The sequence below is a fragment of the Pseudomonas sp. NBRC 111143 genome, from assembly GCF_001320965.1.
Taxonomy (GTDB): Bacteria; Pseudomonadota; Gammaproteobacteria; order Pseudomonadales; family Pseudomonadaceae; genus Aquipseudomonas; species Aquipseudomonas machongensis.
Genome location: NZ_BCBT01000003.1, coordinates 131,242 through 151,876, shown reverse-complemented (window position 1 = coordinate 151,876; position 20,635 = coordinate 131,242). Strand labels below are relative to the sequence as shown.

Below are 20,635 nucleotides of genomic sequence, written 5' to 3'. Positions count from 1 at the left end.
GTATCAGAAGATGCTGATCGGGTACTCGACGAACACGCGAACTTCGTTGCCGTCGTCGTTGTAGCCGTTCTGCTGGACGGCGTTGTTGGTGCGAACCCACGAGCCGCGCAGCTTGACCGACAGGTCCTTGGCTGGACCTTCCTGAACCACGTAACGCAGCTGGTTGAAGATCTCGCGCTCCTTTCCTTCGCCGAAGCCCTGCGGATTGCTCAGGTTGCGGGTGTTGATGTTGTCACCCACCACGTAAGCGATCTTGTAGGTCAGGCCTGGGATGCCGAAGGCACCGAAGTCCAGGCCGTAGCCCAGTTGCCAGGAACGCTCGTCTTCGGCGTTGAAGTCGGACCAGTACGAGTTGGCCAGGTAGATGGTCGAACCACCGTCACCCACGCCCCATGGCTGGTTCTTGTAACCGCCATAGTTGTAGCCGGTGCTGCCGGTGTTGCGCTGGTGCGCCAGGGTGATCGAGTGTGGGCCGAAGGCGTAGGTGGCCGCCAGGCTCCAGATGGTGTTGCTGTCGCCGTTCAGTTCGGCGCGCTGGACGAACTGCTTGTTCAGGCTCGACTTGTAGCCGTTGAAGTCCAGGGTCAGGGACTGGTCGGCCGCAATCGGGAAGACGTAGTTCAGGCCCAGGTAGTGCTTGCGCATCACGTCTTCGTTGTCGGCGGTGTACAGCGACGCGGTGAAGTTGTCGGTAAACTTGTAGCTACCACCGAAGACGTTGATCGACTTCAGTGCACCGCTGTCACGGCCCTGGGCGCTCTTGCGCGCTTCCTGGGTGAAGCGACCGGCGTTCAGCTCCAGGCCCTTGATCTCCTTGGAGGTCAGCAGGGCACCGGTGAAGCTTTCCGGCAGCAAACGCGAGTCGTCGTACTGCAGAACCGGAAGAGCCGGCATCTGGTCACCGTACTTCAGCACGGTGTTGGAGATGCGGAACTTGATCGCCGCGCCACCACGGGCCAGGTCGTTGGCTGCGGAGCTGCGACCATCGGCATCGACGGTGTTCTCGCGCTTGAAGAAGTCGATACCGGCGCCGCCGTTACGACCCTTGCCACCATCCAGACGCACGGCGTACAGGCCGAAGGCGTCGACACCGACACCCACGGTGCCTTGAGTGAAGCCGGAGGAGAAGTTGGCGATCACACCCTGGCCCCACTGGGACTGGTCGTTGGTGTGGTGCTTCTTGTCACGGTTGATGAAGGCGTTGCGCAGGAGGACGTTGGCGTGGCTGTCCTCGATGAAGCCTTTGCTTTCGGCCTGGTCGTTGGCCTGGGCCTGAGTGGCGGCGATGAGTGCCAGCGCTACCAGGCTGATCCTTGTATTCAACATGTTGTTTTCCTTATTACCGAATCAGAACGCTCTGCTACCTAAAACGCCAGGAACCAACGCCCCTTCGTAGGTTCGACGCTTGTATCCAAACTGAAAACCCCGCTCCTTTTGCAGGTAGCGGGCTTCGTCCGGCGCTCGGCCAACTGATGGCCGGCAGGCGTAGAGGCCGAATCCTAGCCGCGTGTGCTTCGCAATGTCAAAAAAACGTGAAATGAAGGTTGATATAACCAAATTAAAGGCCAGAGCTGGTGCAAAACTGTGCTGAATCGCAGAGCAGACAGTTATTCCCTCTCTTTTCTGTACTTTCGTACAGGCAACTCACTTCTGGTTGGCTTGACAAAAACACCTCGATAAAAGCGAATAATTATCAGTTACAATTTGATACATTCGTAAATACTCGCCTTTACAAATAGCCAAGCAAGAGCAAATAGCAAGCATTACCATTCGCATCCTTTTCATAACAATCTCTGCTGGATGCCTGCCGATGCTTGTCCCCTGCCGCTTGTCTCCCCTGTCTCTGGGCCTCTCACTGATGTTCAGCGCGGGCCTTGCCAGCGCTGCCACCACTACCCTGCCTGAGCTCTCGGTCACTGCTGAAAGTGAACGCGAGCGCGATAATCCGCGGGTCAAGGACGTCAGCACCGCCACCCGCACCTCGACGCCGGTGCGCTACGTTCCGCAGGCGATCGACACGGTCAAGACCGCCAACGTGCTGGACTACGGCAACAACAGCCTGGGCAAGACACTGGAAGGCATCCCCAACGTCAGCAGCGGCGCCGACACACGCTTCGACAGCCTGCGTATCCGCGGCTTCGACGCCAGCAACGACTTCTATCTGGACGGCGTGCGTGATGACAGCCAGTACGTACGCGACCTGCACAACATCGAGCGCATCGAGGTGCTCAAGGGCCCGGCAGCCGTGCTCTATGGCCGTGGCAGCCAGGGCGGCATCGTCAATCGGGTGAGCAAGGCGCCCGAGCATGGCCGGCGCTCGACCATCGAAGCCCAGGGCGGCAGCGAGGACCTGCGCAGCCTGTACGCCGATCTCAGTGCCGACCTGAACGACGACATCAGCGTGCGCCTGAACATGGGCAACCAGGACAACAACAGTTTCCGCGATGGGGTCGATGGCAACCGCCAACTGTTCGCCCCGTCGCTGAGCTGGCAACTGAACCCCGACCTGAACTGGCTGGTGCAGTACGAATACAGCCGCTACAACCGCACCCCGGATCGCGGCATTCCTGGCGTCGGCGGTCGTCCGGCGGATGTCGGGCGCAGCACTACGTACGGCGACACGCAGCGCGATTTCATCGACGACAAGTCGCAGTCGCTACGCTCGCGCCTGAACTACCAGCTCAGCGACAACTGGCAAGTGCGCCATACCCTGAGCCTGTTCAAGCTCGACAGCGACTTCGACAACACCTACCTCACCGGCTACACCCCCAGCACCAATCTGGTGACCCGCCAGCGCTGGCAGCAGGACCTGAACACCCGCAACCTTTTCAACAACCTCGAGGCCGAGGGCGATGTCAGCACCTGGGGCCTGGAGCACAAGCTGCTGCTGGGACTGGAATTCGGCAATCAGCGCCGCGATCCGCGCCTGTACACCGCGCGGGCGGTGAGTGCCGGTGGCCAGGCGGTGCCGTCGCTGAACCTGGACAACCCCAACCGGCGCCTGCAACACAACGGTCCCATGGTGCCGTCGAGCTACAACCACACGGTGGTCGATAGCCGTGGCGTCTACCTGCAGGACCAGATCCGCCTCAACGACCAATGGCAGATCCTGGCGGGCGTGCGCTTCGACCAATTCGAGGTGGAAACCACCAACAAGCTGCGCGGCATCTCGGAAAAACAGGACGACAACAGCACCAGCCCGCGCCTGGGAGTGGTCTATTCGCCATGGCAGGAACATTCGTTCTATGCCTCCTGGAGCAAGACCTATTCCCCGGTCGGCGGCGGCCTGATCGGTATCACCCCCGGCGCTGCCGGCAACACCAACGAAACGGCTCCGGAGAACACCCGGCAGAAGGAAATCGGGGTCAAGAGCGACTGGTTCGACGAGCGCCTGAGCACCACCCTCGCCGTCTACGAGCTGGAGCTCTACAACCGTCGCACCACTGACCCGGACAACCCTGGCATCACCATCCTCACCGGCCTGCAACGCTCGCGTGGCGTGGAGCTGACCGCCCAGGGCAATGTGGTCGGCAACTGGTACGTACGCGGCGGCATCGGCCTGCAGGATGCCATCATCGCCAAGGACAACAGCGGCCTGGAGGGTAACCGGGTCAACAACGTGGCGCGGCGCAACGCCAGCCTGTTCGTGACCTGGAAGCCGGAGCTGGGCTGGTACGCCGAAACCGGCCTGGTACTGGTCGGCGAACGCTACGCCGACAACCAGAACACCACGGTGCTGCCAGGCTATGGGCACTGGGATGCACTGGCCGGCTACCGCACCCACGACTGGGACGTTCGCGCTGCGCTGAACAACATCACCGACAAGACCTACTACAGCTCGGCGACCAGCGCCGCGCAGATCCAGTTCGGCGATCCGCGCAGCCTGGTGGTGACAGGCACCTACAGCTTCTGACCGATGGGCCCTATCCAGAACTGCGGCAACTAGGCTTCAATACGCGTTTTTTCCGGACACACCCAAGGATTCACCCATGGCTTCCAACACCAAGCAACAGAAACGCGCCAAGCGCGCCGCCTCCAAGGCCAAGCAGAACCGCATGGTCCGCGGCGGCCAGGCGGTCAAGGCCAGCGCTGGCGACAGCGCCAGTGTCGAGCAGGTGTACAACAAGGCCATGGAGTCTGGGAGCTATGACGCCCTGTTCGACAAGATGAAGGAGGCCCAGGAAGCCAGCCTGGTGTCGATGATCTCGGTGTTCCTGGTCGATCCATTGCTGGCGCTGGTACTCAAGGGGCACAAGGAAGAGCACGCCACCGACTACATCGTCCTGGTGTTCACCGCTTACCGCGCCTGGCTCGATGGCGCCGATGAAGCGGCGACCATGGCCTGGCTGGAGAGCGACGAGTTCCAGGAAGCCTACGTGGCAGCGTCGGAGGCAGTGGCCAAGCAGCAGCAACAACAGAAGCAGTTCGGCTGAAGTTCGGCTTGCGCCCATAAAAAAACCCTCGGGTCGATCCCGAGGGTTTTTTATGCCGCGCGATAACGATTACTGCAGGGAAGGCGCTTCGCCGGCTTCCTGCATGCGCTGCAGCTCCTGAGCGTACAGGGCATCGAAGTTCACCGGCGACAGCATCAGCGCCGGGAACGAGCCACGGGTCACCAGGCTGTCGAGGGTTTCACGCGCGTACGGGAACAGGATGTTCGGGCAGAACGCACCCAGGGTGTGGCTCATGGAAGCTGCGTCCAGACCCGAGATCAGGAAGATGCCCGCCTGCTGAACTTCAGCGATGAAGGCGACTTCTTCGCCGTTCTTGACGGTAACCGACAGAGTCAGCACGACCTCATGGAAGTCACCTTCCAGGGCCTTCTGGCGGGTGTTCAGGTCCAGCGCGACGCTGGGTTCCCACTGCTGGCGGAAGATCTGCGGGCTTTTCGGGGCTTCGAACGACAGGTCACGCACGTAGATGCGCTGCAGGGAGAATTGTGGGCTGTTCTCTTCGGCGGCGCCGTTGTTCTGTTGGTCAGTCATGGCAGATCCTTTTCTGAAAATGGTTGAAAGAGGCGTGAATCAGGCCTCGAGCAGGGCGTCGAGCTTGCCCGAGCGCTCCAGCGCAAACAAGTCATCGCAACCACCAACGTGGGTGCTGCCGATCCAGATCTGCGGCACCGAGGTACGCCCGGCCTTCTGCGCCATCTCGGCGCGCAGCTGGGGCTTGCCGTCGACACGGATTTCCTCGAACGCCACCTGCTTGCTCGCCAGCAGTTGCTTGGCGCGCATGCAGTAGGGGCAGTAGTCGCTGGAGTAGACGATGACGGGCTTCATATCACTTCACCAGGGGCAGGTTATCGGCTTTCCAGCTGGACACACCACCGCTGAGCTTGGCAGCGGTGAAGCCAGCCTTGAGCAGCTCGCGGCAGATGGTGCCGGACTGCTGGCCCATCGCATCGACGATGATCAGGGTCTTTTCTTTGTGTTTTTCCAGCTCGGCAATGCGGCCGATGACTTTGTCCTGCGGAATGTTCAGCGCCCCGACGATGTGGCCGGCGGAGTATTCCTTGCTGGGACGGATATCGATCACCACGCCCTTCTCGGCGTTGACCAGCGCGGTCAGTTGGCCGTTGCTCAGGCTCTGGCCGCCGCGGCGGATTTCATTGACCAGCAGCAGGATCAGCAGGACGAAGAAGATCGCAACCAGGATGAAGTGATCTGTCGCGAATTGAATCAGGTGAGCAACCATCAGGGGTGTTCCAGGCGATTGAAAATGCCGGCCAGTATACACAGCCACCCATGCCCGCCAAAGCCCGCCGGGCCGGCTCGGAAACAGCCTTCATCTGCAACCCGTCGGGACGCTGGTCGTACGAACCGACGAATATTCGCCGTCGCTGGCCGATTTGCCCTAAAATGCGTGTCTTTATCATCTTTGAACAACCGTGAGTTTGATTGATGACGAGCACGCCCAAGCCCCTGGTCCTGATCATCCTGGATGGTTTCGGTCACAGCGAAAGCCCCGAATACAACGCCATCTACGCCGCCAACACACCGGTCTATGACCGCCTGCGCGCCACTCAGCCGCATGGCCTGATCTCCGGTTCCGGCATGGATGTCGGCCTGCCGGACGGGCAGATGGGCAACTCCGAAGTCGGTCACATGAACCTCGGCGCCGGCCGTGTGGTGTACCAGGACTTCACCCGGGTCACCAAGGCTATCCGCGACGGCGAGTTCTTCGAAAACCCGGTGCTCACCGGCGCCGTGGACAAGGCAGTTGCAGCCGGCAAGGCCGTGCACCTGCTGGGCCTGCTCTCCGACGGCGGCGTGCACAGCCACCAGGACCACATCGTCGCCATGGCCGAACTGGCCGCCCAGCGTGGCGCCGAGAAAATCTACCTGCACGCCTTCCTCGACGGTCGCGACACCCCTCCGCGCAGCGCCCAGTCGTCCATCGAACTGCTCGATGCGACCTTCGCCAAGCTGGGCAAGGGCCGCATCGCCAGCCTGATCGGCCGTTACTACGCGATGGACCGTGACAACCGCTGGGACCGCGTCAGCGCCGCCTACAACCTGATCGTCGACAGCACCGCCGAGTACAGCGCAGACAGCGCCGTGGCTGGGCTGGAAGCAGCCTATGCACGCGATGAGAGCGACGAATTCGTCAAGGCCACGCGCATCGGCGAGGCGGTCAAGGTCGAAGACGGCGACGCGGTGATCTTCATGAACTTCCGCGCCGACCGCGCCCGCGAACTGTCGCGGGTATTCGTCGAAGCCGATTTCAACGAGTTCCCCCGTGCGCGCCTGCCGAAGCTCGCGGCCTACATCGGCCTGACCCAGTACTCGGCGAAGATCCCCGCCCCCGCGGCCTTCGCCCCAGCCAGCCTGAACAACGTGCTGGGCGAGTACCTGGCCAAGAACGGCAAGACCCAGCTGCGCATCGCCGAGACCGAAAAGTACGCCCACGTGACCTTCTTCTTCTCGGGCGGGCGTGAAGAGCCGTTCGAAGGCGAAGAGCGCATCCTGATCCCGTCGCCGAAGGTCGCCACCTACGACCTGCAGCCTGAAATGAGCGCGCCGGAAGTGACCGACCGCATCATCGAGGCCATCGAGCAACAGCGTTATGACGTGATCGTGGTCAACTACGCCAACGGCGACATGGTCGGCCACACCGGCGTATTCGACGCGGCGGTCAAGGCCGTCGAGGCACTGGACGGCTGTGTCGGGCGCATTGTCGAGGCGCTGGACAAGGTCGGTGGCGAAGCACTGATCACCGCCGATCACGGCAACGTCGAGCAGATGGAAGACGAGTCCACTGGCCAGGCGCACACCGCGCACACCACCGAGCCGGTACCGTTCATCTATGTCGGCAAGCGCAGCGTGAAGGTCCGTGACGGTGGCGTGCTGGCCGATGTGGCGCCGACCATGCTCAAGCTGCTGGGGCTGGAGAAGCCTGCCGAAATGACCGGAACATCGATCCTGATCGACGCTTGAGACTGCGCGTTGGGGCCGAGACGCAGCGCACCCTGACGTGATTTCCGGACAAACGCCCCGCCGCACCCGCAGCGGGGCGTTTTTTTTGCACGCTCAGGCGGGCATACTAGGCCAGTCTCCATCCCTGGTACGCCCGATTCCATGCGCCGCGCCCTCATACTCCTAGCCCTGTCATGCCTGCTCAGTCCGGCGTTCGCCGACGAGCGCGCGCAGACCCAGCAACAACTGGACGCCACTCGCCAGGACATCGCCGAGCTCAAGAAAATGCTGGGCAAGCTCCAGGAAGAGAAAGCCGGCGTGCAGAAAGACCTCAAATCCACCGAGACCGATATCGGCAATCTCGAAAAGCAGGTGGAGGGTCTTCAGCAAGAACTAAAAAAGACCGAGGGCGAACTGGAGCGCCTTGACCACGAGAAAAAAAAACTCCAGAGCGCCCGCGTTGAACAGCAACGACTGATCGCGATCCAGGCCCGCTCCGCTTACCAGAACGGTCGCGAGGAATACCTCAAGCTGCTGCTCAACCAGCAGAATCCCGAGAAGTTCGCTCGCACCCTCACGTACTACGACTACCTGAGCAAGGCGCGCCTGGAACAATTGCGCACCTTCAACGAAACCTTGCGCCAGCTGGCCAATGTCGAACTGGAAATTTCCGGCCAGCAGGAACAGCTGATGGCCCAGCGCGCCGACCTCGACAGCCGCCGCCAGGCACTGGAGGCCGAACGCAGCAAGCGCCAGCAGGTACTGGCCAAGCTCAACAGCGACGTCAAGGATCGCGACCAGAAGCTCCAGGCCCGCGAACAGGACCAGGCCGACCTCGCCAAGGTGCTCAAGACCATCGAGGAAACCCTCGCCCGCCAGGCCCGTGAAGCCGAAGAAGCGCGGCAGAAGGCGCTGCTGGCCAAGCAGGAAGAAGAGAAGCGGCGCAAGGAACAGGCGCTGGCCGACGCTCGCCGCGACGAGCCGCAAGAGCCACCGAAAAAGGCCCGCACCGTGCTCGGCCCGCTGGTGTCCAGCGATGGCGCCAACTACGGTGGTGCATTTTCCGCCGCCCGTGGAAAACTTCCATGGCCAGTCAATGGTCGATTGCTGGCACGCTTCGGCGACACGCGAGGCGGTGATGCGCGTGCCAAGTGGGACGGTGTGATGATCAGCGCCAGCGCCGGCACTCAGGTGCGCGCCGTACATGGCGGGCGCGTGGTGTTCGCCGACTGGTTGCGCGGCGCTGGACTTCTGGTCATTCTCGACCATGGTAATGGCTACCTGAGCCTGTACGGCCATAACCAGAGCCTGCTCAAGAGCGCCGGCGACATCGTCAAGGCCGGGGAAGCCATTTCTACCGTCGGCGACAGCGGCGGCCAGGACAGCGCAGGTTTGTACTTCGCGATTCGCCAGCAGGGCCGGCCCACCGACCCTGCGCAATGGTGCCGAGGCTAGGCACCGCAACATTTACGGTCAGGCCCGACGGTGGGCCGCACCGATGCTCCCGCGGGAGCACCTACAGGATCAGGAGTTCGTTCGACATGCTGCACTCGTCTCGCCTCACCCAGCTGGCCCTGACCATAGCTCTGGTCGTCGGCGCGCCCCTGGCCAGCGCCGCAGAGCCGGTCAAGCCCGCCAAGGCGGCTGCCGTGCCGGCCACCGAGGTGACGGCCAAGGCGCCGCTGCCGCTGGACGAACTGCGCACCTTCGCCGAGGTCATGGACCGCATCAAGGCAGCCTATGTCGAGCCGGTGGATGACAAGACCCTGCTGGAAAATGCCATCAAGGGCATGCTCAGCAACCTTGACCCGCACTCGGCCTACCTCGGCCCTGAAGACTTCCAGGAGCTGCAGGAAAGCACCAGCGGCGAGTTCGGCGGCCTGGGCATCGAGGTTGGCATGGAAGACGGCTTCGTCAAGGTGGTCTCGCCCATCGACGACACTCCGGCCTCACGCGCCGGCATCGAAGCGGGCGACCTGATCGTCAAGATCAACGGCGCCCCGACCCGTGGCCAGACCATGACCGAGGCCGTCGACAAGATGCGCGGCAAGATCGGCCAGAAGATCACCCTGACCCTGGTACGCGACGGCGGCACGCCCTTCGATGTGACGCTGGCCCGCGCGGTCATCCAGGTCAAGAGCGTGAAGAGCCAGTTGCTCGAGAACGACTACGGCTATATCCGTATCACCCAGTTCCAGGTCAAGACCGGCGAAGAAGTCGGCAAGGCGCTGGCCAAGCTGCGCAAGGATAACGGCAAGAAGCTGCGCGGCCTGGTGCTGGACCTGCGCAACAACCCCGGCGGCGTCCTGCAGTCGGCGGTGGAAGTGGCCGACCACTTCCTCACCAAAGGCCTGATCGTCTACACCAAGGGCCGTATCGCCAACTCCGAGCTGCGCTTCTCCGCCGACCCGGCCGACGCCAGCGAAGGCGTACCGCTGGTGGTGCTGATCAACGGCGGCAGCGCCTCGGCTTCGGAGATTGTCGCCGGTGCCCTGCAGGACCAGAAACGCGGCGTGCTGATGGGCACCGACAGCTTCGGCAAGGGCTCGGTACAGACCGTGCTGCCACTGGCCAACGACCGCGCACTGAAGCTCACCACCGCGCTGTACTTCACCCCCAACGGCCGCTCGATCCAGGCACAGGGTATCGTGCCGGACATCGAGGTACGCCAGGCCAAGCTCACTGCCGAAGCCGACACGGACAACTTCAAGGAAGCCGATCTGCAGGGTCACCTGGGCAACGGCAATGGCGGCGCTGACCGCCCGACCGGCAGCAGCAAGCGTACCGAGCGCCCGCAGGACAACGACTTCCAGCTGAGCCAGGCGCTCAGCCTGCTCAAGGGCCTGAACATCACCAAGGGTGATTGATAACCACCATGCGTTTTCTGCTGTTCACGCTGTTCTGCCTGCTGGCCGGTACCGCACATGCGGCACCGGCCAAGGCCTACATGAGCATCATCATCGACGACCTGGGCCAGAGCAGCGAGCGCGACAGCCGAACCCTCGCCCTGCCCGGGCCGGTCACCATGGCGATCATGCCCGACACCCCGCACGCCACCGAATTCGCCCGCCAGGCCCACAAGGCAGGGCGTACGGTGATCCTGCACATGCCCATGGACCCCGCCACCGGGCCCTATGCCTGGCATCCGGGGCTACCCCTCGAGGAGCTGGCACGACGCCTCGACGCCGCGCTGCTCAAGGTGCCCTTCGCCGCAGGCATCAACAACCACATGGGCAGCCGCATGACCGCACAGCGCGACGCCATGGCCTGGTTGATGGGTAACTTGCAGGGCCGCGAGCTGTTCTTCGTCGACAGCCGCACCAGCGCCGCCACGGTGGCGGCGGCCGAGGCCCAGGCGATTGGATTGGCGCACGTCTCGCGGGATGTGTTTCTGGATGACGTACGCACAACCGAAGCCATCGCCGGCCAATTGCGCCAAGGCATCGAGCTTGCCCGCAAGCAAGGTTCAGCGGTGCTGATCGGCCACCCCTACCCGCAGACTCTCGAAGTGCTCGAACGAGAGATGCCCGGGCTCAAGCGCCAGGGCATCGAGTTGATCGAACTGCGCCAGATGATCGCCGAGCGCAGCAACCAGGCCATGTCGGCGCACGGTCGCAATGGTCGCTACAGCAACCGTTGATCTCGTGGCCGTTCAGAGTGCCTACAGGCTGTTGAAGGGAATGACGTCCTTGGCCTGGGTGTAGGTCAGGTTGCCCCGGTAGATGCTCAGCACCTGTCCCTCGCTCGCAGCCCTCATCTGCTCCCTGTAGCCCATCTTGCGCTGGCTCCAGAGCTTCAGATGGCCTTTGCCGAATGCTGTGGGCGCCGCCTGTGAGTCGGCGAAGTGGAAGTGCGCGGCCCACAGGGGCCGGCCTTTGCTGTCGCCGGGTGACTTGAGCAGATTGATGCGGTATTCATCCAGATAGCCATCTGAAACCTGCTTGCGCGGCCCCACGTACTCAACCGTGATCAAGCCTTGCTGATGGAGGAAGCTCAGACCCCGGGCAGCGGGATAGCTCGTCTTGGTATAAAGCTCGATCAGGCATTCGCGCTTCTGCTCGCGCAACCGGATCACCGCGTCATCCAGGCGGCCTAACAGGCTGTCGGTGCTATCCGCGTCCGCCAACTGCTCGCGCAACTCCAGTACTTCAGCGATCTGCGCATCAAGCATCGAGATCAACCCGCTGTCCTGCGCGTCATTGCTCACCAATGCCTTGGCCTGCTCGATGACGCTCTCGTTTTGCGCCAGTATGCCTTCGGCCAGTTCACGGCTTTTCTTCTCGGATTCCGGCGTCGAGGTCCGCGACTGCGACTCAGGCTCCGTGCTCTCGACCTCCTCTAACCAGGTCCCGCCTACCTTTTGAAACCGGTGCTGGATCTTGGTGCTGAACGCGCCCTTGACCTGCAATTGCGCCTGCCCATCGAGCATCACCTCTGTACCTAGCACTGTCTGACCTGCAAGGGTCCGCGCCACTTGCAGTACCCGCAGTGGATAAACCATTCGGCGCGAGGCCTGGGTTTGTCCGGAAGCTTGCTCACGCATGGCTTCTACCAGCGCATCGCCTGCCATCTTCTTCAGGCTCACCATCTGCTCTCTGTAGGCTGCCAGGCGCTGGGTATCGACCAGCCCGCTGCCCAGCTTGCTGATGCGGTCGCAGTTGAGAATCGCCGCCAGATACTCATCCCAGGCACCTTGCAGCACCTCGATGCGCTCGGCGATAGGCAGTTCGCAGAACATCGACAGATGGTGGGCATTTGCGGCTACACGCAAACGGTAGCTGGCAATCGCGTCGCGGAAGATCGTGTAATGCTGGCTGGCGGCACCCTCCTCGAAGCGAAGTGCCAGTTCGGCCAGGCTCATCGCCTGGAAGAAGCGAATCATGACCGTAGAAGTCTTGCGCGAGGCGATGACCTGAGCGACGGTGACCGAGCCCCTGCTCGATTGGATGTTCATATCGATATCGCTGACCGCCAGCACATGATCCATTTGGCTTGAGACCTCCATGATCCTTGGTTGGTCCAGGACCATGCCCTCGAGCAACTCTCGACACTTGGCGTAGAGAACCGCGCGGTTTTCTGGCGTAGCTCCGCTCAGGTTGCGGACGATCTGGTCATACTCGCGGAAACTACCCACAGCCACCGCTTCATCCAGAAGGAACAGGCCATAGCCAATCAAGTCGTGACGTGCATTCGAAAGGGCTTGTCGCAGGTCCCTGCCATGGGCGGTTGTGCGCGTATAGTTGGGGTTATCCAGCAGCTCGACAATGCTCTGCTGCGCGCTGGCTTGGTGCTCGAACATGGAGTAGACCAGCTCGACACGCTGCCGGCGCAGGTCCTGCATCGCGCGCAATAGCTCATCGCGCTTTGCTGTGTACAGTTCGGACAACGTCTTGAATCGGGAGAGGTCTTCCGGGTTCGTGGGAGGAGGTTGGTTCAATGTTTCCTCCAGCTTCACGATCTTGGCCCGCAGCTCCTGGATCTGGCTGTTCTGTCTCAGGTACTCAGGAATCGGCTTGTTTGCCTCAAGCAAATGATGCTCCACCTCTTCCAGCGACTTTTGGATCGTAGCGGCAATCTTCTGGCGCAGCCGTTCCTGCGCAGCGCTGCGTCCACGCCCACCGCCCCCCTGCAACCGTGTATCGATGCGCCAGCCACCGCCATCGTTGTGCAGGCAAGGTCCTGACGTCAGGTCAGGCCCCACGATTCTCACCACCCCTTCATGGAGAACGACCTGATAGACCTCTTGCCCCAGCTTGACGTAGTACCTGCCCTCGACGGCAGTCAAGCCCGCCGTTGCGCCTTGCGTGTCGGGCGCGTGTCCAGCCAGCGATACCTCGACCGCCAATTCGCGCACGCGACTGCGTTGAGAAGCCGAAAGTCCGTTGAGGCCGCCAGCCCCACGCCACGAAAAGTCCAGGTGTGTCTGCGTGGTGCCGTACAAGTCACGCACCAGCACCGCAGGCTTGCGTTCAGGCTCCGGCAGCGGGTGAAGCGCTACGTCCTGCGCCGCGGGCAGTTCTTCGAGCGACGTAACATCGTACTGCGGCCCCAGCACAGTGTTCCTGGGGGTCTGCAGATGGATCAATGCCATCAAGGTATTGTTCAAAAGGTCGATCACGGCCTGAATGCGTTCCCCCGTGCTGTCACTGCCAAGCCCCTGTACATCGCTGGCCAGGCTGCGGATGCCCATGTACAGCCAGGCAATCGAAACCACCGGGCCTGGCAGCACAGGCAATACCGCATTGAGCAGCTCCCAGCCAAACGCGATCACTACCCCCCACCGCAACTCGCTGTTGCTCACCGCCGAACGGTCGGCAAGCTCGACCAACACCTGATGCCGCGCCTGGAACATCCGTGCGTCGATGTCCTGCTCCCAGAATTCCAGCGCCAGTTGAGCAGGATCAGGCTTGTCCAATGGACTGGAGGGGTCGAACACCCAATGCGGCAGGTGAGGTTCATTGAATCCACCATTGTCGTAAACAGGGCGCTCGTTCTGATCCATCCACATCAGCGCGAAATTCTGTAGTTTGCCAGGCTTGCGGATGGCCCCCATCAAAGTATCGACGTCCTTGAAGACATGGACCGCGCCGTCTGTGTACATAGGGCAATACAGCACAACCTGGCCGGAGTCGACGATTTCAATGACATAGAAACCGTGCACTCGATCCACTTTCTTCGAGGTCGGAGAACGCCTGAAGGCCAAGGGTGCAATTCTCACCCCGGCTGCTTGCGCGTCTCCATCGCGACAGAAGCGGGCGACTGCACCATAGGCAAACGTATCCAGGCGATTGACCACCACCGCCCGAGCGGTATCGAACATCAAAGTGATACGCCATTGGCGACCGAAACGGGCGATACGCTCGGCGTTGTCGGTGGCATCGGCGAGCAGGTCGTTGACGTAGGTCGGGTAGGTACCGCCGATATCGACGCGTGCGACCAGTTCACGGATGTAATCGACATTCATCCAGTCCATGATCAACTGTTCATTACGGTGGGCGATATGTGTCACCACGCCACCCTGCGACGCAGCCAGCCGACCGATGGCCAGCTCGGTCAGGGTCACGGTACGGCTGTCGATCTTTTGCCCAAAACCCAGGCCATGACCGTCGCTGACAAAAGTGTCGATGGTCAGGAGCAGATCATCGGCAAAGTAGTTGGCATCGACTGGATGATCGGCAAGCATCTCTTCGCGAAGACGACGGGCTGCATAGGTGTGCAGATCGTCCACGCCGTCCAGGGCGCGCTCACCACCGTCACTCCCCTGCAACAGCGTCAGATCGAGCATGGCCTGCAAGTAGGTGGCCTGCCCCTCAGACCCGGCCCTCCGAATCCCAGCAGGTAGCGACAGGGCCACCGGCTTGGCAGGCACATTGCTGCGCTGAGCAAAAAACTGCGAGGGGTCAAAGGCACCATCGACCCGGCGCTCCAGCTCGGCGACGCTATCAGCCGCCCCCCAGCGCACACGCGCCTGACGCTCGAGCAGGACCTCCAGCAGCAACCCGCTTTGCAGGGCGAACGCATCGCCCTCCGACGTGAAACCACTCCAGCTCATACGATCGAACTCGCAACGCCGCGCCATCTGCAGCTGCAGCCCTCGCCCAAAGGCACTCAGTGACTCGAAGCTACGCACCTCCCCATCCGGTTGGCACCACAAGACCAGCGGACGCGGTGTGTCGAGGGTCGTCACCAGTAAGCCGGGCAACAGTTCACTGCTTTGTCGATCGCCCAAGTGCATCTGCACGCGAACGGCCTGCACCTCGATGTTACGCGTGTTCCCCAACAGCAGTTGGCGCAGGCAGGCGCGCTCGGCCTCCTCAAGGTCAGCCTCGTCCAGGCCTTGCAGCAGGCTGGCACGCAGCACTTGCTGCAACCAGAGATCCAGGTTGCCCTGGCCGTCGCCATTCCAGTAGCCGATCTGCGCCTGCTGCAGATAGTGGGGCAACAGAGGCAGCATCTTCTCGAGCGGTTCGACCAGTTTCTCAGGCTTGACCAGGTCTCCATCACCGGTTTCGAAAGGCGACTTGATGGCGAAGAGGCGTTGGTACGGATTCAGGCTCAGCGCATAAGCGCCCATGCTGGCGAAATCCACGCGCTTGCCATCGAGGACCAACTGCAGCAGATGGTCGACCAGCAACTCATTGCTGTAAGTGTCATCTGCGGTGGAGCAAAGCAGCGAGAGAGGCTGTGCCGAAGTCATCTCGGGGCGATGAATCGCGATCAGCGGATACTGCTCGACGATTATCTTCATGACCTGCTGGTCGAGTACTTCGCGCAAGGTCGGTCGATTAGCGAACTGCGCAGCGACTGCGCTGTACAGGTCGTAGGGTGGGTGACTCACGGAGGTAGTAGACATGCTCAAGGCTCGTTGTGAAATGAAGCCAAAGCCTCCGCGCCAGTCGATATCACTGGGGGGTACATAATGCTTTTGCGCACCGGTTGACCATGGGCAACGGCAGTCGGCGGTCCGCCACGACGTGATCGCCCACTGAAGAAAAAAGGGCCCTGTCATTCGACAGAGCCCTTTTCACAACGATACGCCGCTTACGCAATCAGCTGTAGACACGCCCCAGCAACTGGCGGTGACTTTCGAACTGATCGAGCACATCGCGCACGATCTGCTCAGGCAGGAAGCCCATCAGGTCGTACTCCTGGCTGCCGTTGTGCAGGTACACCTCGGCGCGGTAGAAGCGCTGGCGCACTTCTGGCTCACCCCCGGCAGACGCCTCGCTCGGTGCCGCCAGGTAGCCGTCCAGGCTGACTTCATAAACGAACGGGTTGCCCTCTTCCATCATCACCCGCACGCCCATCATGTTGCGCGACTGACCGACGCGGGTCTCCACCTCGAAGCCCAGGGCGCGCAGTTGTTCCGCCGCCTCCTTGAGGGCCGGGCTGACCTGTTTGTCCATGAAGCGCTGTACCACCGCCTGGGTCGGCTCAAGCTCCAGTTGCGTGAGGCGCTCGCTGAAGCCGCGACGGCCACGGGCAGCCAGCTCCGCGCGCTCCTGCTCGACCGCGACATCCTGCTTCATCGCCTTGTACAGGCCGAACATGAACAGCACCAGCACCACCGAGAACGGCAGGCCGGCCAACACCACCATGGTCTGCATGGCTTCGAAATTACCGGCGAACAGCAGGCCGATGGTAACCAGGGTGATGATCACCGACCAGAACACCACCATCCAGTGCGGCGCATCCTCGTCGACCTGGCCACCTTTGCACGAAAGGTTGGCCATCATCACCGCGCCCGAGTCGGCCGGGGTGAGGAACAGCACGAAGCCGACGAACACCGCCACACCGATCACGATCTTGGCCGCCGGGAAGTACTCCAGCAACTGGTAGATCGACATCGAGGGCTGCTCCAGCGCGGTCTTGCCCAGCTCAACGGCGCCCTGGTTGATCACCAGGTCCAGCGCGGTGTTGCCGAAGATCGACAGCCACGCCAGGGTGAAGCCCAGCGGGATCAGCAGCACGCCGCTGACCAGCTGGCGCACGGTACGCCCCTTGGAGATACGGGCGATGAACATGCCGACGAACGGACCCCAGGAGATCCACCAGGCCCAGTAGAACACGGTCCAAAGGCCCAGCCAGCGCTCGGACTTGCCGGCCTCGCCTTCATAGACATACAGGTCGAAGGTCTTGAGCACGATGCCGTTGAGGTAGTCGCCGACGTTTTGCACGAAGCCGTTGAGCAGGTGCAGGGTATTGCCGCCGAGCAGGACGAAGATCAACAGCCCGCTGAACAGCATGATGTTGAGGTTGGACAGGCGGCGAATGCCGTTTTCCACACCCGACACAGCGGCTACGGTGGCCACACCGGCCATCACCAGAATGACCACCAGCAGGTTGGTCTTGCTGTGGTCCATGCCGAACAGGTACTCCAGGCCCGAGGAGACCTGCATCGAGCCGATACCGAGGTTGGTCACCAGGCCCAGCAGGGTGACGAACATGCCGAAGATGTCCACGGCATTGCCGGCCGCGCCCTTGACCCAGCGCTCACCGACCAGCGGGTACAGCGCCGAACGCAGCGCCAGCGGCTGGTTGTGGCGGTAGGCGAAGTAGCCCACGGCCAGGCCCACCAGGGCGTAGATCGCCCAGCCGTGCAGGCCCCAGTGCAGGAAGGTCAGTTGCAGGCCCTGGCGCGCAGCCTCGAGGCTGGCAGGGGTGCCTTCCGGCGGATTGAAGTAGTGGTCCAGCGGTTCGGATGCGCCGAAATACAGCAGCGAAATGCCAATACCGGAGGAGAACAGCATGCCGGCCCAGGCGCCGTAGCTGAAGTCTGGCTGGTCGTCCTTGCCGCCCAGTTTGAGCTTGCCGTAGTCGGAGAAGGCCAGGTAGACGACGAACACGAGGTAACCGCAGATCACCAGCATGTAGTACCAGCCGAAGGTGCGCGTCAGCCACTTCTGGGCTACGCCCAGCACCTGGCCGGCAGTTTCGGGTACAGCGATAAGCAAGGCAGTCAACGCGAGGACCAGCAGCGCGGAGGTGAGGAACACCACGCGGTTGACCCGAACCCTCTCGGCGGGGGGCTTTGTCAGGGAGGCAGAACTCATTGCACGAATGCTCCGGGCAGTACGGCTGTGGAGGCTAATCAGTCATTTCCCGCGCAATTGGTGCAATAGCTCCACTGCGTCAGGTGTTATAAAAGCACCTTGGAAACCGTGATCCCGAATCGAAACGCTGCAAAAAAACAGACCGGCGGACTGCACCTGAGCGCCCTCATCCTCACTGGATGCGCGCATTGGTCACAGCTCGCCTGACCCGCTCCAAGGGTCGTCCGCGCGGTCGTCGACCGCTCGGCAGAATCTGTCCATGCACCGTTCTTGCCCGTCAACGCCTTGTATTCCGGGGGTTACACGTTTTCCTGGGGTGTCAATCCGTGCCTTCTCGACCGCCTGAAAGACTGTCAATGGCACAAATTGTCGCAGAGCTTATTCTTTATTGATTGAACGTTCAATCAAAAAAAAATAGACTGGCCCTCGCCGAGTCGGATGCGTGTTGTCCGCTCGCAGGCCTGAGGAGATAGCAAGATGCCCAAGGTCGGTATGCAACCCATCCGCCGCCAGCAGTTGATCGACGCCACATTGCAGGCTGTCGACCAGGTCGGTCTGGGAGATGCCAGCATTGCGCTGATTGCCCGTTTGGCCGGTGTGTCGAACGGCATCATCAGTCACTACTTTCAGGACAAGAACGGCCTGATCGCAGCGACCATGCGCTACCTCATGAACGCGTTGAGCGAAGGCACCGTCGCCCGCCGACAAGCCCTCACCGACGACAGCCCGCGGGCGCACCTGAGAGTGATCGTCGAAGGCAACTTCGACGCAAGCCAGGTCAGCGGCCCGGCAATGAAAACCTGGTTGGCCTTCTGGGCCGCCAGCATGCACCAGCCGTCCTTGCACAGGTTGCAGCGGATCAACGATCACCGCCTTTACTCCAACCTGTGCTGCCAGTTCCGTCGTGTCTTGCCGCTCTACCATGCACGCAAGGCTGCTCGCGGACTGGCGGCCCTGATCGACGGCCTGTGGCTGCGTGGTGCGCTCTCGGGCGACGCGTTCGACACCGAGCAGGCAATACGGATCGCCTACGAATACATGGATCTACAACTGGCTAAGCAGCACGACCTGGCTACCAACCCCCAGGCGGCTGAACGATCGCACGCAGCGACTGCCCAACCGGCAGGAGCACGACGCGGCTAGCCAATCACACACTGCACTTGCGAGGACTCTATGGCCCGTTTCGGAACGCAAAAACTCTACATCGATGGTGGTTATGTCGACGCTGGCAGCGATGCCACCTTCGAAGCCATCAACCCGGCCACCGGCGAAGTCCTTGCCCACGTCCAGCGTGCGACCGAGGCTGACGTCGAGCGCGCCGTCGAGAGCGCCGAACGTGGCCAGAAAGTCTGGGCCGCGATGACCGCCATGCAGCGTTCGCGCATCCTGCGCCGCGCCGTCGACATCCTGCGCGAACGCAACGACGAGCTGGCCATGCTGGAAACCCTGGACACCGGCAAGTCGTACTCCGAAACCCGCTACGTCGACATCGTCACCGGTGCCGATGTGCTGGAGTATTACGCAGGCCTGATCCCGGCCATCGAAGGCGAGCAGATCCCGCTGCGCGAATCGTCCTTCGTCTACACCCGCCGCGAGCCGCTGGGCGTGACTGCCGGTATCGGCGCGTGGAACTACCCGATCCAGATCGCCCTGTGGAAGTCTGCGCCAGCCCTGGCCGCCGGCAACGCGATGATCTTCAAGCCATCTGAAGTCACCTCGCTGACCACCCTGAAGCTGGCCGAGATCTTCACCGAAGCCGGTCTGCCGGATGGCGTGTTCAACGTCCTGACCGGCAGCGGCCGTGAAGTCGGCACCCTGCTGACCGAGCACCCGCGCATCGAGAAAGTCTCCTTCACCGGCGGCACCACCACCGGCAAGAAAGTCATGGCCAGCGCTTCGAGCTCCTCGCTCAAGGAAGTGACCATGGAACTGGGTGGCAAGTCGCCGCTGATCATCTGCGACGACGCCGACCTGGACAAGGCCGCCGACATCGCCATGATGGCCAACTTCTACAGCTCCGGTCAGGTCTGCACCAACGGCACCCGCGTGTTCGTTCCGGCAGCGATGAAAGCCGCCTTCGAAGCCAAGATCGCCGAACGCGTCGCCCGCATCCGCATCGGCAACCCGGAGGACGAGAACACCAACTTCGGTCCGCTGGTCAGCTTCGCGCACATGGAAAGCGTCCTGGGCTACATCGCCAAGGGCAAGGAAGAAGGCGCCCGCGTGCTGTGCGGCGGTGAGCGTCTGACCGAAGGCGCGTTCGGCAAGGGCGCCTTCGTCGCCCCGACCGTGTTCACCGACTGCCGCGACGACATGACCATCGTCAAGGAAGAGATCTTCGGCCCGGTGATGAGCATCCTCACCTACGAAACCGAAGAAGAAGTCATCCGCCGCGCCAACGACACCGAATACGGCCTGGCTGCGGGCGTATGCACCAACGACATCACCCGCGCGCACCGCATCATCCACAAGCTCGAAGCCGGTATCTGCTGGATCAACGCCTGGGGTGAATCGCCAGCCGAGATGCCGGTTGGCGGCTACAAGCAGTCGGGCGTCGGCCGTGAAAACGGCGTCAGCTCGCTGGCTCAATACACTCGCATCAAGTCGGTGCAGGTCGAGCTGGGCGGCTACAACTCGGTCTTCTAAGACCGGTCTGGCCACGCCCGT

15 protein-coding genes are annotated in these 20,635 nt (G+C 62.1%); 9 read left to right on the top strand and 6 right to left on the bottom strand.

All coding sequences use genetic code 11. The annotated features are described in order from the left end of the window. Positions 1 to 3 precede the first annotated feature (3 nt). Entirely contained in the window at positions 4 to 1,326 is a 1,323-nt protein-coding gene (locus APH44_RS03035) for an OprD family porin (RefSeq protein WP_054891218.1), read from the bottom strand. A gap of 484 nt (positions 1,327 to 1,810) precedes the next feature. Between APH44_RS03035 and APH44_RS03030 the strand changes: the two genes are divergently transcribed. Next, positions 1,811 to 3,913: a TonB-dependent siderophore receptor gene (locus APH44_RS03030; RefSeq protein ID WP_054891217.1), complete on the top strand. Its 2,103-nt coding sequence runs from the start codon at positions 1,811 to 1,813 to the stop codon at positions 3,911 to 3,913. 76 nt (positions 3,914 to 3,989) lie between these two features. After that, positions 3,990 to 4,433, top strand: coding sequence for a hypothetical protein (locus APH44_RS03025; RefSeq protein WP_054891216.1), 444 nt, complete (start codon positions 3,990 to 3,992; stop codon positions 4,431 to 4,433). 69 nt (positions 4,434 to 4,502) lie between these two features. On the opposite strand, the gene secB is transcribed toward APH44_RS03025, so the two are convergent. Genes secB through APH44_RS03010 form a run of 3 tightly spaced genes read right to left on the bottom strand, consistent with a single transcriptional unit; the run spans position 4,503 to position 5,694 of the window. Continuing rightward, positions 4,503 to 4,985 (bottom strand): protein-export chaperone SecB, encoded by a 483-nt coding sequence (secB, locus tag APH44_RS03020; RefSeq protein ID WP_054891215.1) that lies wholly within the window; start codon positions 4,983 to 4,985, stop codon positions 4,503 to 4,505. Between the two features lie 39 nt (positions 4,986 to 5,024). Then, positions 5,025 to 5,279 (bottom strand): glutaredoxin 3, encoded by a 255-nt coding sequence (grxC, locus tag APH44_RS03015; RefSeq protein ID WP_054891214.1) that lies wholly within the window; start codon positions 5,277 to 5,279, stop codon positions 5,025 to 5,027. A 1-nt stretch (position 5,280) separates the two neighbouring features. Continuing rightward, the gene (locus APH44_RS03010; RefSeq protein ID WP_054891213.1) at positions 5,281 to 5,694 is read right to left on the bottom strand and encodes a rhodanese-like domain-containing protein; all 414 of its coding nucleotides are present in this window, start codon (positions 5,692 to 5,694) and stop codon (positions 5,281 to 5,283) included. Between the two features lie 206 nt (positions 5,695 to 5,900). Between APH44_RS03010 and gpmI the strand changes: the two genes are divergently transcribed. The 4 genes from gpmI to APH44_RS02990 all read left to right on the top strand — a co-directional run bounded on the left by gpmI (position 5,901) and on the right by APH44_RS02990 (position 11,055). After that, positions 5,901 to 7,436 carry a 2,3-bisphosphoglycerate-independent phosphoglycerate mutase gene (gene gpmI / locus APH44_RS03005; RefSeq protein WP_054891212.1) on the top strand — a complete coding sequence of 512 codons (1,536 nt, stop codon included), beginning with the start codon at positions 5,901 to 5,903 and terminating at the stop codon, positions 7,434 to 7,436. A 141-nt stretch (positions 7,437 to 7,577) separates the two neighbouring features. Beyond that, positions 7,578 to 8,870, top strand: coding sequence for a murein hydrolase activator EnvC (locus APH44_RS03000; RefSeq protein ID WP_054891211.1), 1,293 nt, complete (start codon positions 7,578 to 7,580; stop codon positions 8,868 to 8,870). Positions 8,871 to 8,956: 86 nt separating this feature from the next. After that, on the top strand, positions 8,957 to 10,282 hold the full coding sequence (locus APH44_RS02995; RefSeq protein ID WP_054891210.1) for a S41 family peptidase: 1,326 nt from the start codon (positions 8,957 to 8,959) through the stop codon (positions 10,280 to 10,282). Positions 10,283 to 10,290: 8 nt separating this feature from the next. Beyond that, positions 10,291 to 11,055 (top strand): divergent polysaccharide deacetylase family protein, encoded by a 765-nt coding sequence (locus APH44_RS02990; protein WP_054891209.1) that lies wholly within the window; start codon positions 10,291 to 10,293, stop codon positions 11,053 to 11,055. 21 nt (positions 11,056 to 11,076) lie between these two features. Here APH44_RS02990 and APH44_RS02985 read toward each other — a convergent pair whose 3' ends face one another. Next, positions 11,077 to 15,045, bottom strand: a complete 3,969-nt coding sequence (locus APH44_RS02985) for a dermonecrotic toxin domain-containing protein (RefSeq protein WP_256250259.1) — start codon at positions 15,043 to 15,045, stop codon at positions 11,077 to 11,079. A gap of 84 nt (positions 15,046 to 15,129) precedes the next feature. Here APH44_RS02985 and APH44_RS30305 point away from each other — a divergent pair, with 84 nt between their 5' ends. After that, positions 15,130 to 15,786 (top strand): hypothetical protein, encoded by a 657-nt coding sequence (locus APH44_RS30305; protein WP_256250258.1) that lies wholly within the window; start codon positions 15,130 to 15,132, stop codon positions 15,784 to 15,786. Between the two features lie 178 nt (positions 15,787 to 15,964). Here APH44_RS30305 and APH44_RS02980 read toward each other — a convergent pair whose 3' ends face one another. After that, entirely contained in the window at positions 15,965 to 17,968 is a 2,004-nt protein-coding gene (locus tag APH44_RS02980) for a BCCT family transporter (protein WP_054891207.1), read from the bottom strand. A gap of 477 nt (positions 17,969 to 18,445) precedes the next feature. Here APH44_RS02980 and betI point away from each other — a divergent pair, with 477 nt between their 5' ends. Then, the gene (gene betI / locus APH44_RS02975; RefSeq protein WP_054891206.1) at positions 18,446 to 19,111 is read left to right on the top strand and encodes a transcriptional regulator BetI; all 666 of its coding nucleotides are present in this window, start codon (positions 18,446 to 18,448) and stop codon (positions 19,109 to 19,111) included. 30 nt (positions 19,112 to 19,141) lie between these two features. Then, positions 19,142 to 20,614, top strand: a complete 1,473-nt coding sequence (gene betB / locus APH44_RS02970; protein ID WP_054891205.1) for a betaine-aldehyde dehydrogenase — start codon at positions 19,142 to 19,144, stop codon at positions 20,612 to 20,614. Positions 20,615 to 20,635 lie beyond the last annotated feature (21 nt).